Annotated in this window: 16 protein-coding genes, 1 tRNA gene and 1 pseudogene; 11 read left to right on the top strand and 7 right to left on the bottom strand. The window is 71.1% G+C overall.

Translation table 11 applies throughout. The features are described from left to right. The first annotated feature begins 335 nt into the window (after positions 1 to 335). Entirely contained in the window at positions 336 to 674 is a 339-nt protein-coding gene (locus tag ACFYOS_RS27275) for a hypothetical protein (protein WP_387147455.1), read from the top strand. Positions 675 to 861: 187 nt separating this feature from the next. Next, positions 862 to 951: transfer RNA gene (locus ACFYOS_RS27270), tRNA-Thr, on the top strand. Positions 952 to 1,024: 73 nt separating this feature from the next. Here ACFYOS_RS27270 and ACFYOS_RS27265 read toward each other — a convergent pair. Further along, positions 1,025 to 1,270: a tyrosine-type recombinase/integrase gene (locus tag ACFYOS_RS27265; RefSeq protein WP_387147452.1), complete on the bottom strand. Its 246-nt coding sequence runs from the start codon at positions 1,268 to 1,270 to the stop codon at positions 1,025 to 1,027. Positions 1,271 to 1,281: 11 nt separating this feature from the next. Between ACFYOS_RS27265 and ACFYOS_RS27260 the strand changes: the two are divergent. Continuing rightward, positions 1,282 to 1,641 (top strand): annotated as a pseudogene (locus ACFYOS_RS27260) (IS5/IS1182 family transposase); the annotation flags it as partial. 62 nt (positions 1,642 to 1,703) lie between these two features. Here ACFYOS_RS27260 and ACFYOS_RS27255 read toward each other — a convergent pair. The 3 genes from ACFYOS_RS27255 to sigJ all read right to left on the bottom strand — a co-directional run bounded on the left by ACFYOS_RS27255 (position 1,704) and on the right by sigJ (position 5,011). Further along, positions 1,704 to 2,882 (bottom strand): low temperature requirement protein A, encoded by a 1,179-nt coding sequence (locus ACFYOS_RS27255; RefSeq protein ID WP_387147449.1) that lies wholly within the window; start codon positions 2,880 to 2,882, stop codon positions 1,704 to 1,706. A gap of 428 nt (positions 2,883 to 3,310) precedes the next feature. Continuing rightward, positions 3,311 to 3,556 (bottom strand): hypothetical protein, encoded by a 246-nt coding sequence (locus ACFYOS_RS27250; RefSeq protein WP_387147614.1) that lies wholly within the window; start codon positions 3,554 to 3,556, stop codon positions 3,311 to 3,313. 537 nt (positions 3,557 to 4,093) lie between these two features. Then, positions 4,094 to 5,011 carry an RNA polymerase sigma factor SigJ gene (gene sigJ, locus ACFYOS_RS27245; protein WP_387147446.1) on the bottom strand — a complete coding sequence of 306 codons (918 nt, stop codon included), beginning with the start codon at positions 5,009 to 5,011 and terminating at the stop codon, positions 4,094 to 4,096. A gap of 102 nt (positions 5,012 to 5,113) precedes the next feature. On the opposite strand from sigJ, the gene ACFYOS_RS27240 reads away from it, so the two are divergent. Both ACFYOS_RS27240 and ACFYOS_RS27235 read left to right on the top strand, forming a co-directional pair. Beyond that, positions 5,114 to 5,506 carry a hypothetical protein gene (locus tag ACFYOS_RS27240; protein WP_387147443.1) on the top strand — a complete coding sequence of 131 codons (393 nt, stop codon included), beginning with the start codon at positions 5,114 to 5,116 and terminating at the stop codon, positions 5,504 to 5,506. Between the two features lie 184 nt (positions 5,507 to 5,690). Continuing rightward, on the top strand, positions 5,691 to 6,104 hold the full coding sequence (locus ACFYOS_RS27235; RefSeq protein ID WP_387147440.1) for a carboxymuconolactone decarboxylase family protein: 414 nt from the start codon (positions 5,691 to 5,693) through the stop codon (positions 6,102 to 6,104). 118 nt (positions 6,105 to 6,222) lie between these two features. Here the strand turns inward: ACFYOS_RS27235 and ACFYOS_RS27230 are convergent, their stop codons facing one another. Further along, positions 6,223 to 6,687, bottom strand: coding sequence for a carboxymuconolactone decarboxylase family protein (locus tag ACFYOS_RS27230; protein ID WP_387147437.1), 465 nt, complete (start codon positions 6,685 to 6,687; stop codon positions 6,223 to 6,225). Between the two features lie 142 nt (positions 6,688 to 6,829). On the opposite strand from ACFYOS_RS27230, the gene ACFYOS_RS27225 reads away from it, so the two are divergent. Both ACFYOS_RS27225 and ACFYOS_RS27220 read left to right on the top strand, forming a co-directional pair. Further along, the gene (locus ACFYOS_RS27225) at positions 6,830 to 7,699 is read left to right on the top strand and encodes a sigma-70 family RNA polymerase sigma factor (RefSeq protein ID WP_387147434.1); all 870 of its coding nucleotides are present in this window, start codon (positions 6,830 to 6,832) and stop codon (positions 7,697 to 7,699) included. After that, positions 7,696 to 8,124, top strand: coding sequence for a helix-turn-helix domain-containing protein (locus ACFYOS_RS27220; RefSeq protein ID WP_387147431.1), 429 nt, complete (start codon positions 7,696 to 7,698; stop codon positions 8,122 to 8,124). The genes ACFYOS_RS27225 and ACFYOS_RS27220 overlap by 4 nt, the downstream gene beginning before the upstream one ends. Here the strand turns inward: ACFYOS_RS27220 and ACFYOS_RS27215 are convergent. After that, entirely contained in the window at positions 8,096 to 9,967 is a 1,872-nt protein-coding gene (locus tag ACFYOS_RS27215; protein ID WP_387147428.1) for a hypothetical protein, read from the bottom strand. The genes ACFYOS_RS27220 and ACFYOS_RS27215 overlap by 29 nt on opposite strands. Before the next feature lie 210 nt (positions 9,968 to 10,177). On the opposite strand from ACFYOS_RS27215, the gene ACFYOS_RS27210 reads away from it, so the two are divergent. The 3 genes from ACFYOS_RS27210 to ACFYOS_RS27200 all read left to right on the top strand — a co-directional run bounded on the left by ACFYOS_RS27210 (position 10,178) and on the right by ACFYOS_RS27200 (position 11,959). Next, positions 10,178 to 10,597, top strand: coding sequence for a VOC family protein (locus ACFYOS_RS27210; protein WP_387147425.1), 420 nt, complete (start codon positions 10,178 to 10,180; stop codon positions 10,595 to 10,597). 13 nt (positions 10,598 to 10,610) lie between these two features. Next, positions 10,611 to 11,279, top strand: coding sequence for a DUF998 domain-containing protein (locus ACFYOS_RS27205; RefSeq protein ID WP_387147422.1), 669 nt, complete (start codon positions 10,611 to 10,613; stop codon positions 11,277 to 11,279). A 68-nt stretch (positions 11,280 to 11,347) separates the two neighbouring features. Next, complete coding sequence (locus ACFYOS_RS27200; RefSeq protein ID WP_387147419.1) at positions 11,348 to 11,959, top strand: histidine phosphatase family protein; 612 nt, start codon at positions 11,348 to 11,350, stop codon at positions 11,957 to 11,959. A 103-nt stretch (positions 11,960 to 12,062) separates the two neighbouring features. Here ACFYOS_RS27200 and ACFYOS_RS27195 read toward each other — a convergent pair whose 3' ends face one another. Beyond that, a complete protein-coding gene (locus tag ACFYOS_RS27195; RefSeq protein WP_387147417.1) occupies positions 12,063 to 12,527 on the bottom strand; it encodes a hypothetical protein in 465 nt (154 codons plus the stop codon). A gap of 171 nt (positions 12,528 to 12,698) precedes the next feature. Between ACFYOS_RS27195 and ACFYOS_RS27190 the strand changes: the two genes are divergently transcribed. Further along, a partial coding sequence (locus tag ACFYOS_RS27190; protein ID WP_387147414.1) for a M4 family metallopeptidase occupies positions 12,699 to 14,527 on the top strand: 1,829 nt, incomplete at its 3' end.

Below are 14,527 nucleotides of genomic sequence, written 5' to 3'. Positions count from 1 at the left end.
CCGGCCATGGTTGATCGAGCCCCACTCATGGCCCGAGGAATAACGGGGTCGGCAGCGAGGACCAGGCCCAAGCCGACCCCAGGGGCGGATCAGACGGTAGCCAGGCCGTCGCCAGGCCGTCGGCCGTCAGACAGTAGTGACGAACGACGACCATTGGCGACGACGGCTGCCCAGGTCACAAAGGGTGACCGACCCGCTGGCCGGCTGGGACGGCCGGGGCTTACCTATAGTTGGTGAACTGATGTTTGTCTGGCGCAGTTGCCCCCAATCAGCCTGTACTGACTGGTGCTGAACGGTCTCTGGCTGTCGATTGACGCGAAGCACTATAGTGCTGCATGTTCTTCGACGTCGAGGTGAACCTGCCGTGGTGGGTGGGCCTGCTGTTCCTGGCCGTCATGCTGGCCATCGCACTGCCGGGTGCTGTACCCCTGGCGTGGGCGGCGGCGCATCGCTGGCAGCGCCACCGCGTGCTCGCGGCGCTGACCGCTGCGTTGGTGGGCGCTGGGACAGTGGCGTTCGGCTTCGTGTTGGCCGACAAGCTTGCCCCGGTCTTCTTCCCGCCGCGTACACCAGTGCCAAAGGCGTACTGGGTCGGCCCGTACCTGCCGGCGTGGCTGATCGCGTGGGGCGTGTTCGCCACGCGGAACCGACCTGAGTCGCGCCTCTCGCGCTGATGCCCGAGCACGCCGATCAAGCGTGGGGGTGCCTGCATGCCCCCCGTACGAGGCTGTTTGAATTCGACAGACATCGATGGATGCTTTGAGCGACGCCGGAACTGTAGCGGCGACCTGACATCAGCCGTTGACATCAACGGTGGCGGCCGGGGCCGGACCAGCGCGAACGGATGTCGCCTCCGGGCCGGGCCCCGTGGACGTCAGCGGACGCTACGGCTCTCGCCGGAAACGCCTTGTAAGCGAGATGTCGCCGGTTCGATCCCGGCCGGGGGCTCCAACTCCATCAGGCATTTCGCGGCGGTGGCCGCCGCGAGACGGCCCGATGACTGCAACGCTGACAGCAACGTGGCTCATGACAGCCGCCCGTCGAGCTTGCCGAGCGCCTGACGCATCGCATCAAGGTTGGCGTGAGCGTAAACCTTGAGGGTGATCTTCACGTCCGCGTGCCGGGCGATGGCCTGGACGACGTGCGGCGGGACGCCCAGCTCCATCAGCAGCGACACGACCGTGTGCCCCAGGTCGTGCAGCCGGACACCGGGCAGACCGGCGGTCTCCCGAAGCCGAGCAAACGAGCGGCTGAGGTTGGTCGGCTGCAACGGGGTGCCCCGCCCTCACCCCTGTCCGCCGGCGACCGGTCGACCAGATCGCCATCGTCAACGGCACCCTGATCCCGACCCGGGATCACCGCCTCGCGGCGTCGAGCAAGAACTATCGGTACTCGATGAACCTGCAGGTGGCTATCGACGCGAGCACCCGCCTGGTCATCGCCGTCGGCGACCCGCAGCCGGGCACCCGCAACGACACGATCGTCTACCGCACCAGCGGGATCGACCAGAAGCTGGCCGGTCGGCCGGGGATGGCCGGCGGCGGCTACCGCGGCAACCCGCAGGTGATCATCTCGCTCCGCGAGAACCGCGACGGCAGCCCGCTGCCGTACTGGAAGGAACACCTCAACGCCGAGCACCGCCCCGACCTGGTGAGCACCAACCCGGCCACGGGCAACGCCGCTACCGAGTTACGAGACGTCGCTCAGGCGGGTGGCGACGGCGGCTCGGGTGGGCGTCCTCGGGCGCGGGCTGCGTCGGATACGGCGATGCCGGCCAGGACGAGGGCAGCGGCGACCGCGACCACCAGCGGCGGCAGGAAGTTCATTGTCGGTGAGATGGCGGCGAGCACACCGACCCCGATCAGCCGGCTGCGGGACACCCGGCTGAACACCCCGTACTCGAAGAGGGCGCGTCCGGCCAGGAACAGCGCAGGTCCGCCGAGGATGACGGCGGTCAGGGCGGGGTAGGTGTGCCCGAACGGGTGCTCGGTGACAAGCTCGTCGCCGACGGCGATGGCGATGATGCTGGCGACCATCACCAGGTGGGCGAGTACCGCCGAGATGGCAACGCGGACCGGGTCGGCGGCCGCTGCGATGGCTTCTGCCAGCAGTTGTCCGGCGCGGTGGATGTAGATCCGCCACAGCAGCGCGGTGGTGGCGAACGCCACCGCCGCCGCGGCGGTGCTGTCGGCTCCGAACCCGCTGCCGCTATAGCTCAGCCCGGTGACCAGGATCAGCTCGCCGAGCGCGATGATGAACAGCTGCCGGAAGCGCTCGGCAAGGTGCTCGCCAGAGATCGCGTAGTCCGCCGCACTCGAGCGGCCCAGCCGTGGTGTGGGGAAGCCGAGCGCGGTTGCCCCGTAATCCACGGCCACCCCCAGGGTCCACAGCACGATCCGCCCCGTGTCCTCAGCGGCGGCGCCCGCGATCCACGGCACCGCGGACACACCGCTCCAGAAGAGAAGTCGCGCAAACAGGCGCTGCGTCTCTCGGCCCGACAGGATGAGCACCAGGATGACGTTGCGACCGACTTCGACGGCGACCCACACGCCTGCGAAGACCAGGCCTCGCTCGCCGAACGCCTCAGGCGCCGCCGCCGCCATCACCAGGGTGCCGAACATGGTCGCCATGACCAGCACCTGCACCGGCGGTTGCTGCGGGTCCAACCGGTCGGTGAGCCCGGCGGTACGGGTCCAGACCTGCCACAGGGCGAGCAGCAACACCAGCGTCTGAAAGGCGTTGCTCCAGGTCAGATGCTCCACCAGTCCCTGCGAGAGCTTTGCGAGCGCGAAGACGAAGACCAGGTCGAAGAACAACTCCAGGAATCCCGCCCGCGGTTCCTCGGGCCTCCGCAGCAGCTCTCCTGCCCTACTCCTGGTCATTGTCTCGCCCCGCTTCTGCCGCTTTTGTCGGCCGCTGAAGCATTCGTACCAGCCAGCAGTGCTGGCGGATACGGATGTCCTGCCGTTGCCTGGCGGGTCGGTCGCGTTACCCCGACGGGCGACGGTAGAGGCCGGTGAATTCCCTCCAGCCTGATCGGCTTGTAGAGGCGCAGCCCAGGCCGTCCGGCCGGTGCTATAGGACGGCGCGATCGCAAGCGCTGGGAGCAGGTCGTGGAGCTGTTGGTTGTCACGTGCTGGTGATACCGACGAGCCTGATCCTCTTCCCTCCCGAACTGCTACGGCGCGGCGACTTAGCGGCAAGTTCGCTGTTGCTGGCTACCTTCACGCTCCCACCAGGTCTGGCGCTCTGGCTGATCGAGCGTGGCCGCCAGCGCGAGCGACCAACTGAGTGACTATCTGACTGACGATCACGACGGACGCCGACGGCGCAGGGTCCGCGACAGTCGATTGAGGCAAGCGTCGTTGTGTACCCGGATCGCCGGTAGGAGTCCGGGGACATCCATGAACGCGGTCAGCGGCGTGTAGATGTGGCGGCCCGAGTGGGATCGCCACTTCAACGCGGGATACGAGGTCATCCCTTCAACGTCACTGCGCGGGACCGTGCGGGACCACAAGAGCCCTCGGACTGTGATGCCTTCTCGCCCAATCGACACGGACACGCGGTAACCGCGGGCAGACAGGACGGCCCCGGCTACTAACGGGGCCAGGCAGGCGAGCGCTGCGTAGCCGCAGCTCCTCGGCGAGCGGCCAGGCCAACAAGGCGACCGCGATGCCGGGTGCGGTGTTGGCGATGCGAGTCATCAGCAGTGGTCGGAGTACCACCGGCCGATCCTGTCAGGTCCCGTCTCGTCGACCGCAACGGTGACAGACAACCGGCCGGGACGAGGACAACCTGTGGCCGCCGGGCGCGGACAGCCAGCCCGAGGTCGCGAACGTGAACGGACCCCGCCGGACGAAGCGCCCATAACTTGTAAGCGAGATGTCGCCGGTTCGATCCCGGCCGGGGGCTCCACCAGCCAACCCTCCCGGCTTGCCCACCGTTGTGCGGCCGGGCGCGGTGCCTGGCATCCGTTTCGGACATGCCTGCGGATCCGCTGGGGGTACGCGACGACATCCACGAAGCATTCCTCACCCTCGGATGCGCGCTCATCTGCTGGCGGCGACTGCACGCTCTGCCGAGCGAGGGCCAGCTAGCCCTCCCTGGCCCACGGTCGCAGCTTCTCCGGGTTGCGGACCGCCCAGATCCGGGTGACGCGCCCGTCGGAGACGTCGAACGAGGCTACGGTCATGACGACGCCGGCACGCTGGGCCACCAGGCCCGGCACACCGTTGACCGACCGCTCCAGGAGTTCGAGCCCTGGAGCCTTATCGGCAATGGCGACCAGGTACTGGGCGATGCGCGCGCCGCTCTCGACCGGGCGCAGGACGGTGCCGACCATGCCGCCGCCGTCGGCGGTCATCACGGCGGCCGGGTTGAGGAGACCGACGAGGGCCGGGATGTCCTTGGTCTCCCATGCCTCTTTGACGTGCCTCACCACGTCGGCCTGGCCGGTCGCCGTCACCGGAGCGCGCGCGACGCTCACCCGCCGCCGGGCGGAGGCGGCCAGCTGCTTGCAGGCCGCAGGGGTCCGGCCGAGAACGGTGGCGATCTCGGCGAACGGGTACCGGAAGACGTCGTGCAGGACGAACGCCACCCGCTCGGCGGGCGTCATCGACTCCAGGACGACGAGGAAGGCCATGGCCACCGACTCGTCCAGGACGATCTGGTCGGCGGGGTCCGCAGGGCCGGTGGGGTCGGCGCCGCCCGCGTGGTCCCACTCGGTGCGGTCGGGCAGCGGCTCGGGCAGCCACGCGCCGACGTAGCGTTCACGGCGGGCCCGCGCCGAGCCGAGCAGGTCCAGGCAGATGCGGCTGGTCACCGTCGTCAGCCAGGCGCCGGGGGACAGGATCTCCTCCTGCCGGCTTCGTGGCAGTCCGTACCAGCGTGCGTAGGCATCCTGTACGGCGTCCTCGGCCTCGGTCACCGAACCGAGCAGCCGGTAAGCGACATTGATCAGTTGGCGTCGCTCGCCGGCTACCTCATCTGTGCCGGTCCCGACAGTCCCCATGCGTCCGGCCGCCCCCCTCGCCTTACCTTTCGCAAGCCCGCGTCGTCGGGCTGGTGAGACCTTAACGATCTACTGCCCGAGGGCGGAAAAGGGGACTGTGACATGGCCGCTCAGGCGACGGCGACGGCGACGGCGACGGCGACGGCGAACGCGCAGCGCGGCTCCTCGTTCCTGCAGATCGCGATCGCCCTGCAGACCCTGACCATCTTCCTTCAGGCGGTCTCCGCCGGACTGCTGCTGACCTCGTCCTACGGAGAGACGCTGCACAGTGTCGGAGCACGTGTGATGTACGGGGCGTCGATGCTGTACGTGCTCGCGGCGGTGCTGGCGTGGAAGCCGGGCGGCGGCTCGCTCCGGCCTGTCTGGCACGCGTCAGGTTTCCTCGTACTCGCCTCGGTCCAGGTCGTGCTCGGCATCGCGCACGTCCCGTCGGTCCATCTCCCCCTGGGTGTCTTGATGTTCGGTCTGAGTGTGCTGGCGCTGGTCCGGCGCTGAGGTTCGATACGGGGCCCGCCGGGATCAACTAGGCCGCTTTCTCGCCGGGAGCCGACAGCGGCGGTGGCCTGAGATCAGTCGTTGACACCAACGGTGGCGGCCGAGGTCGGACGATGCCCTGGCCCCATCGGTCGAAGTGCCCGGTTTTACCCGCTTCGCCTCGGTCGATGGAAGAGTAAGCACCATGACGAACGATCAGGCGGCTGCGGCGACAGACCCGGGGTACGCCACGGCGCTGGACACGGCTGAGCGCCTGCTGGGCTTCCGCTTGGAACGTTTTCTTGGCGCCACCCCTGGCGAGCCGGCCAACGGCGCGGACTTCAAGCGGATCGCGACGATCCACGCCTTCGGCGACGTCTGGCCGCGTACCGAGCACCTGGATACCCGGACGCGGGCACTGGTGTCCGTGACCGTCGCGGCGACACTCGGCGTCCTGGAGCCGCTCCGCGGTCAGCTCCGCATCGCGCTCAACGCCGGCGCCACCAAGGAGGAGATCGCCGAAGTCTTCCTTCAGATCGCGGTCTATGCCGGCGTGGCACGAGCGTTCGACGGCTACCAGGTCGCGGCCCAGGTCTTCGCAGAGGACCAGGAACGCTGAGGGGCCTGGTCGCGAAGCCAGGTGCCCGGCATCGTCGGGGCGGGTCAACCAGGCGAGCGGGCCCGGGCGGTCGTGGCCGGCGCGACCACGACCGCCCCGAGGGGTCGTGCGCCGTTGGTCAGCCCCAGTTCTGCGGGGCCGGCTGGCGCGTGGTCGCGTTCAGCCGGTTGAAGAAGTTGGTGGTGGCGATCCAGAGCACCAGCGCGGCCAGCTCCTTCTCCCCGAAGTGCTTGGCCGCCGCGTTCCACACCTCGTCCGGCACCGGGTCGCTGCGGTCGGCGAGTCGGGTCGCGGACTCGGCCAGGGCGAGCGCGGCCCGTTCCGCCTCGGTGAAGTAGGGCGTCTCCCGCCAGGCGGCCACCGCGAACAACCGCTCCTCGGTTTCGCCGTTCTTGCGCGCGCTGCGGGCGCTCGAGTCGACGCAGGCGCTGCATCCGTTGATCTGGCTGGCCCGCAGGTGGACCAGCTCCAGCGTGGTGCCGGGGACGCCGGCCGAGTGCGCGGCCTTGTAGAGCAGGTTGACCGCCTTCACCGCGTCGGGGAGCAGCGCGGCCGGGTTCTGGATCCGGGCTTCGAGCGTCATTTTCATCCGTCCTGTCGGTTAGGCTGGCCCGCGTTCGCCGCGCGGCCGCTGTCGTCGTCCGTCACCGGGATGTCGAGCCGGCGAGTGGCGGTGTGACAGATGTGACGGCGGTCACGCGGAAGGTCGCGAAGGGGTGCGGGCCGTGAGTGACACCAACCTGTTGGTCCGGGGTTTCGAGGAGCAACGCCCGCGGCTGCGGGCGGTGGCCCATCGGATGCTCGGCTCCGCGGCCGAGGCCGACGACGCCGTCCAGGACACCTGGCTGCGGCTCAGCCGCGCCGACGTTGACGCCATCGACAACCTGCCCGGTTGGCTGACCACCACCGTCGGCCGGGTCTGCCTGGACCGGCTGCGGTCCGGGAGCGCCCGGCACGAGCAGTCGACCGACGTGGCCGAGGACGAGCCCGCCACCGGACCGGCCGGCGGCCGTGACCCGGAGCAGGAGGCGCTGCTCTCCGAGTCGGTCGGGCAGGCGCTCGAGGTCGTGCTGACCACCCTCGGTCCCACCGAGCGCCTGGTGTTCGTGCTGCACGACATGTTCGCCGTGTCCTTCGAGGAGATCGCGCCGGTGGTCGACCGCAGCACCCCGGCGGTACGGCAGATCGCCAGCCGGGCCCGACGCCGGGTGCAGAGCCGCTCGGCCGACCCGGTGGCCGACCCCGCCCGCCAGCGCCGGGTCGTCGAGGCCTTCCTCGCCGCCTCCCGGGAGGGCCGCTTCGACGACCTGGTCAGCCTGCTCGACCCGCACGTCGTGCTCCGCGCCGACGCCACCGCCGTACGGATGGGTGGGGCCGTCGAGACGCGCGGCTCCTCCGTGGTGGCCGACTTCTTCAACGGCCGAGCCCAGGCGGCGGTGCCCGCGTTCGTCGACGCGATGCCCGGCGCGGTCGTCGTCCTGGACGGTCGGACCCGCCTCGCGATCAGCTTCACGGTCATCGACCGGATCATCGGCATCGAGGTGGTGGCCGACCCCGACCAGCTCGCCGCCCTCGAGCTGGTGGTGGACGGGTGAGCCGAGCCGTCGAGGAGGCCAACCGCGCGATGCTGCGCGCCCGGGACGCGATGGACCGGGCGTACGCGGAGCCCCTCGACGTACCGGCGTTGGCCCGGATCGCGCACGTCTCCGAGGCGCACTTCATCCGGACCTTCCGCGCCACCTTCGGCGAGACCCCGCACCGCTACCTGCAACGCCGTCGCGTCGAGCGGGCGATGTACCTGCTCGTGCAGACCGACCAGCCGGTGACCGAGATCTGCTACTCGGTCGGCTTCGGCAGCCTGGGCACGTTCAGCCGTACCTTCCGGGACATCGTCGGGGAGTCGCCGTCGGCGTACCGGAGGCGGAAGGCCGTCGCGGCCGGCGTGCCGAGCTGCTTCACGAAGGCGTGGATGCGGCCGAGCGCCACCGCGGTCAGCCGCGCACCCGCTGGCGGACGGTGACCCAGAGCCGGTCGCCGAGCGGGGTACGCCGGATCCAGCGCAGCCCGGCCAGCGCCCCCGAGCGGGGTCGCGGTGGCGCGGTGACCCGGGCGTACGTGGCGCTGGTGGCGGGGCGGGTGGTGCCGGGTTCGAGCGCTTCGGAGGCGACCGCCAGCGCGGTGAACTGCTGGAGGATGCGGGGATCGGGGCGGCCGCCCAGCGCCGCCCGGCGCAGCGCCTGCTCGACCGCCGGGCGCCGGACCAGCCCGGTGACCGGGCCGTGCGCGGTGTCCAACAGGTCGGCGACGGCGGCCACGCCGTCGCCCTCCCACACCCGGGTGGCGGTGGACGGTCCGGTGGAGACGCTGACGAAGGGCACCTCCGCCCACTCCGGCATCAGCCGGGCGATCAGCCCGGTGTGCAGCGCCCGCTCGCGTTTCTGCGTCGCGGTCAGAGCGAAGGTGCTGGCCACGAAGCCCGGCGAGAGGAACGGCGTGACCATTCCCGTCGTGTAGGCGGAGGTGGCCCAGCGGCGCATCCGTTCTACCAGGTAGAGGTAGTCGAGCAGGTGCCGGTCGCGCAGGCCGGTCCCGCGGGCGTGGTCGAGGACGGCGGTGATCCGGGCCCGCTCGGCGGCCAGCGCGGCCGGCGCGGCGGCGGACCGGGGTACGCCGGCCAGCAGCCGGGCCATGCCCGCCTCCTCCGGGGTGGGTGCCGGATCGGCGTCGGCCGGCGGATACCAGTACCCGACGGCCAACTCGCCGGCCGCGCCGGTGAACGTCGCAGGGCGCACCGACTCGGCGTACGTCGGTTTCGCCGCCGGCCGAGTCAGGTAGGTGGACGGGAACTGATGGTCGTAGTGGTCGCGGAGCAGGACGGCGCGTTCCCGCAGGCCGGTGTCGAGCACCTTCGCCGGCGCGCCGGCGAGCCGGAGCCGGTGTTCGGGATCGAACCCGCGCTTGTCGCGGAGGAGCTGCACGAGCTGGCGGGCCACCTCGCCCTCCGCCCGGGTGTCCTCGTTGGTCAGGAACCGGGGCGTACGGTCTGCGGCGACCAGCGCCGCGGCGATGAGCCGGGAGTCCTTGCCGCCGGAGAGGCCGAGGACGATCTCGTCGGCGTAGATCCCGTGCAGGCTGTCGGCGGCCCTGGCCAGGGCGTCGGCAGCCCGATCGAGCTGCTCGTCGACCGGCCCGCCCTGCGCGGCGTACCCGGTGTGCACCACGTCGTCGACGGCGTACCGCCGCTCGCGGCTGAGCCGCCAGCCGCCGCCGGGTCGACGGTGACCGGTCGCCCGCTCGCCGGGGCGGAGCAGCCGGGTGCCGGCGACCGGGGAGAGGTCGCCGCCGAAGTGCCCGCAGACCGCGTACGACGTCCAGCCGTCGAGGTCCGGCCGGGCCTGCCCGTGCAGGAACGCGGCCAGCGCGGTGGGACGGGTGCACCAGGCGGTCACCCCGTCGGCCTCGCCCGTGAACACCCGGCCCATCCCGAGCCAGTCCTGTTGCAGGGCGAACCGGTCGGTGTCCAGGGCCAGCAGGCCGAAGGGCGGCACCACGTCCCGGTGCACGTCCTCCCCAGCGAGGAGCCGCCCAGCCAGCGCGGTGGCGCCGGCGGCCACGTCGAGCCCGACCGGGATGCCCAGTGAGACGGCGGTGACCGAACCCTCGGTGGCCACCGTCGGCCAGCGGTAGCCGCCCGGATCGGCCGGGTGCAGGACGGTGACGCCCCAGTCGTCGCCACCGAAGTCGTGGCGGCGCCAGGACAGCGGGACCAGTGTTTCGACCGACGCCGCGAACCGGGCGGCGCGGGCGGCCCGGGCGGCCTCCGGCAGCGGGATCTCAGCGAACCAGGCCAGCATGACGTGCATCTGCGATTCCCCCGAACTCGTCAGACGTGCGTGTGTCTTGAAGGTGAAGGACCGGTTACGCGAAGGGGTCCCACTTGGCCTGACGACCGATGTCGGAGGGAGGTTGCCCAGCGTCCACAAAGGCGTACGAACGGTGGACCTGTCAACCGGCCGTGAGCCCAGCAGTTTTGGATAAGCAGCAGCTCACCGGCCGGGTCTAGCGTCTTCCCCATGACGATGACCTCGATTTCCCGCTCCCAGATCTACGTCCTCGACCAGGACCAGGCCCTCGACTTCTACGTCGGCAAGCTCGGCCTGGAGATCAACACCGACCAGGACCTCGGCTTCATGCGCTGGCTCACGGTCAACGTGCCGGGCGACCCGGAGCACGAGATCCTGCTGGAGAAGCCGGGCCCGCCGGCGCTCGACCCGGCCACCGCGGAGCGGGTCCGCGAGCTGCTGACCAAGGGCGCGATGGGCGGCTGGCTCTGCCTCACCACGGACGACGCCCACAAGACGTACGAGGAACTGGTGGCCAAGGGCGTGGACATCACCGACGAGCCGACTGAGCGGCCGTACGGGATCGACTTCGGGATCCGCGACCCGTTCGGCAACCGGATCCGCATCGGCCAGATGCACCCCCGGGCCTGAGGGGAGCTGACGGGTGACCGAGGTGATCGCGGTGCGTCCCGCGGACGAGGTGCGGACGGCCCGGGCGCTGCTCGCCGGCGGCGCGCTCGCCGGCCCGCTCTGGGTGGCGGTCGCGTTGAGCCAGGGGCTGACCCGGACGGGCTTCGACTTCCGCCGGCACCCGGTGAGCGTGCTCAGCAACGGCGACCTGGGTTGGCTTCAGATCGGCAACTTCGTCCTGGCCGGGCTGCTCTGCGTCGGGGCCGCGTGGGCGCTGCGGCGCGTCCTCCACCCCGGTCTCGGCCCGGTCGGCGGCCCCTGGCTGCTCGGTCAGTACGGTGTCGGGCTGGTGCTGTCGGGGATCTTCGTCGCCGATCCGCTCGACGGCTTCCCGGCCGGTACGCCGCGCGGCGCGGGCGAGGTGAGCTGGCACGGCCTGGCGCATTTCGGCGCCGGGGCGGTGGCCTTCACGGCGCTCATCGCGGCCTGTCTGGTCGCCGCGCGCCGGTTCGCCCGGCGTGGTGAGCGGGGCTGGGCGGCGTACAGCGCGGCGACCGGGGTGTTCTTCGGCGCGGCCTGGCTGGCGCTGATCGGCAGCGCTGGCCGGCCGGTGGCGATGATCCTGTTCGGGCTGGCTGTGGCGGCCGGCTGGACGTGGGTCTCGGTCACGCTGCTGCGCGCCCGGCGGGAGGCGGTCGGCTGACCGGCGGGGCAGCCCCGATCGGCGGGCGGCGGATAGGCTCGCGTCTCCCGATCATGGTGAGGTGACGAGTGGCGAGTCGACTGCTCTACCTGGTCCGGCACGGCGAGCAGGACCGGGCGGAGGAGGGCGGGGACACCGGCCTCTCCGCCCGGGGGCGGCAGCAGGCGCAGCTGCTCGCGCAGCGGCTGCGGGGGATGCCCTTCGCCGCCGTCCACCACGGGCCGGCGCGCCGGGCCGTGGAGACCGCCGAGCTGGTCGCCGCCACGCTGCCCGGGGTACCCGTACACCTCTCGGAGAGCGTCGGGGACCACCTGCCGCACGATACCGACCCGGCTGGCCTGCCCGAGCGGTACGCGACGTTCCTCGCCGACTTCACCGAGCGCGAGCGGGTCGACGGGCCGCGACGGACGGCGGAGGCGATGGCGCGGTTCGCGACGGCCCCGGCCGAGGGTGACGTCCGCGAACTGGTGGTCACCCACAACTTCCTGATCGGCTGGCTCGTCCGGCACGCGCTGGACGCCCCGGAGCGACGCTGGCTGGGGTTGAACCACCACAACTGCGGGTTGACCGTGCTCCGCTACAGCTCGGGTGGTCCGCCGACCCTGATCGCCGTCAACGACGTGGCGCACCTCCCGCCCGAGCTGCGCGCCACCGGCCTGCCGCCGGACTACCGGGTCTGAACGCACAGGTAACCGGCCGGTGTGAGGTCCAGGTGGTCCGGCGGACGCCGCTCGCGGCTGGTGAGTTGTCGAGGCTCCGCGTCCGGGGCCGCACCGGCACGCGTCACTCGGTGGCGCGGGTCAGCAGCTCGACCACCGCGGCGGTGCCGGCCGGCGGGGTGGCCTCCGGCGGGCAGTCCACGTAGCCGGTGGTGATCGGGCCGACGGTGAGCTGGTAGGTGAAGGCGTCCGCGCACCTGCTCGTTGCGGTGGCGGTCGCCTCGGCGGCCAGGCGCGGGTCGGCGGTGAGCTGCCGCAGCCGGTCGAGGTCCGCCGCACCGAGTTGACCGCTACGCGAGGTGCCGGCGCGATCCACCCTGGTCCATTGCCCGTCCGGCCGCACCGTCACGGTGTCCTGCAACCCGGCGATGCCGCCGGATTTCGTCAGCACCACCTCGACGCCGGGCCGGCCCGGCGGGCCGCCGCCGTGGGCGGGGGCGGAGGAGGCGGGTTCGTCGGTCCGGGCGCACCCGGTGACGGGGATGAGGAGTGCGGCGAGGAGGGCCGCGGCGGCGGGGGTCGATCTCATGTCGATCGGACGCACAACGGGTCAACTCGGTTCCATTCACCTGGGCCGCCTCAGCCGAACGGGCAGTGTCTCCGGCAGGAAAGCGCTCACCCCTTCCCCCTTCTTCGATGTATGGCTATATCTACATGAGTGACTACCCTGTCACGACCCTCACCCCTGTCAGGAGGGCACGTGAAAAGATCCCTCGCCGCCATCAGCGCAGCTCTGCTCACCAGTGGCGTGCTGACCTGCGTCACCACCACGGCGCACGCGGCAACCCCCAGCGCCCCCGGCTCGGAATCCTCAGCCACAGCTCGAGCGGACAGCCTGCTCCGCGCCAACCCTGGCGCCGTTCAGGGCACCAGCGGGGAGGCCTACCAGGCCGTCCGCACGAAGGTGGACTCCTCCGGCGCCGCGCACACCCGGTACACCCGGACCTACCACGGCCTGCGCGTCTACGGCGGTGACTTCGTCATCCACACCGCCCCGAACGGCACCATGAACGGCACGTCCTCCGGACTGGCCGCGCCGCTCAACCTGAGCACCACCGCGAAGGTCGGCTCGGCGGCCGCGAAGTCGAGCTCGCGGAAGGCGTTCTCCGGCACGCTCACCTCGGTGGGCGCCCCGGAGCTCTTCGTCGACGCCAGCTCCGGCCGGGGCCGCCTGGCCTGGGAGACCGTCGCCTCCGGCTGGCAGGCCGACCAGCAGACGCCGTCCAGGCTGCACGTCATCACCGACGCGACCACCGGCCGGGTGATCGGCTCGTACGACGAGATCGAGGCGGTCGCCGGCACCGGCAACAGCATCTACTCGGGCACGGTCAGCGTCGACACGACGCTCTCCGGCAGCACCTACCAGCTGATCGACCCGTCGCACGGCAACGGGCGCACGTGCGACATGAACAACGGCACGTCGACCTGCACCACCTTCACCGACGCCGACAACACCTGGGGCACCGGGGCGAACTCCAACCGGCAGTCGGCCGCGGTGGACGCCCACTTCGGCGCCGCGAAGACGTTCGACTACTACAAGAACGTGCACGCCCGGAACGGCATCTTCGGCAACGGCACCGGCGTGCCGAGCCGGGTGCACTACGGCAGCAACTACGTCAACGCCTTCTGGGACGGTTCCCAGATGACCTACGGCGACGGCTCCGGCAACTCCCGCCCGCTGGTCTCCCTCGACGTGGCCGGCCACGAGATGAGCCACGGCGTCACCGAGAACGTCGTCCCCGGCGGCCTGACCTACTCCGGTGAGTCCGGCGGCCTCAACGAGGCGACCAGCGACATCTTCGGCTCGATGGTCGAGTTCTACGCCGCCGCCCCGAGCGACCCGGGCGACTACGACATCGGCGAGAAGATCAACATCAACGGCAACGGCACGCCACTGCGCTACATGTACAACCCCGGCCTGGACGGGTCGTCGCACACCTGCTGGTCGACCAGCACCAAGAACGTTGACGTGCACTACTCGTCCGGCCCGGCCAACCACTTCTTCTTCAACCTGGCCGAGGGCACCGGCGCCACCGCGTACGGCACCTCGCCGGTCTGCGGCTCGGCACCGGCGGTGACCGGCATCGGCCGCGCCAAGGCGGAGAAGATCTGGTTCCGGGCGCTCGACGTGTACTTCACCTCGAACACCTCGTACGTCAACACCACCACCCCGTCGAACACCGCCCGGGCGTACAGCCTCAAGGCGGCGACCGACCTGTACGGCAGCTGCTCCACCGAGTACAAGACCGTCCAGGCGGCGTGGACCGCGGTGAACGTGGCCGGTAGCGACGCGCCCTGCGGCTCGACCGGCAACGACTTCTCCGTCTCGCTCTCGCCGACCTCGGGCTCGGTGACCGCGGGTGGCTCGGTGACCACCACCGTCGCCACCGCCACCACCAGCGGGACCGCGCAGACCGTGACGTTCTCCGCGTCGGGCCTGCCGACCGGCGCCACCGCGTCGTTCAACCCGGCCTCGGTGACCTCGGGCGGCTCGTCCACCCTCACCATCACCACGTCGACGAGCACCCC

It is taken from the genome of Micromonospora sp. NPDC005806, from assembly GCF_042871425.1.
In the GTDB taxonomy this organism is placed as follows: Bacteria; Actinomycetota; Actinomycetes; order Mycobacteriales; family Micromonosporaceae; genus Micromonospora.
The sequence above is the reverse complement of the archived record's forward strand: the minus strand, read 5'-3'. Positions and strand labels throughout refer to the sequence as shown.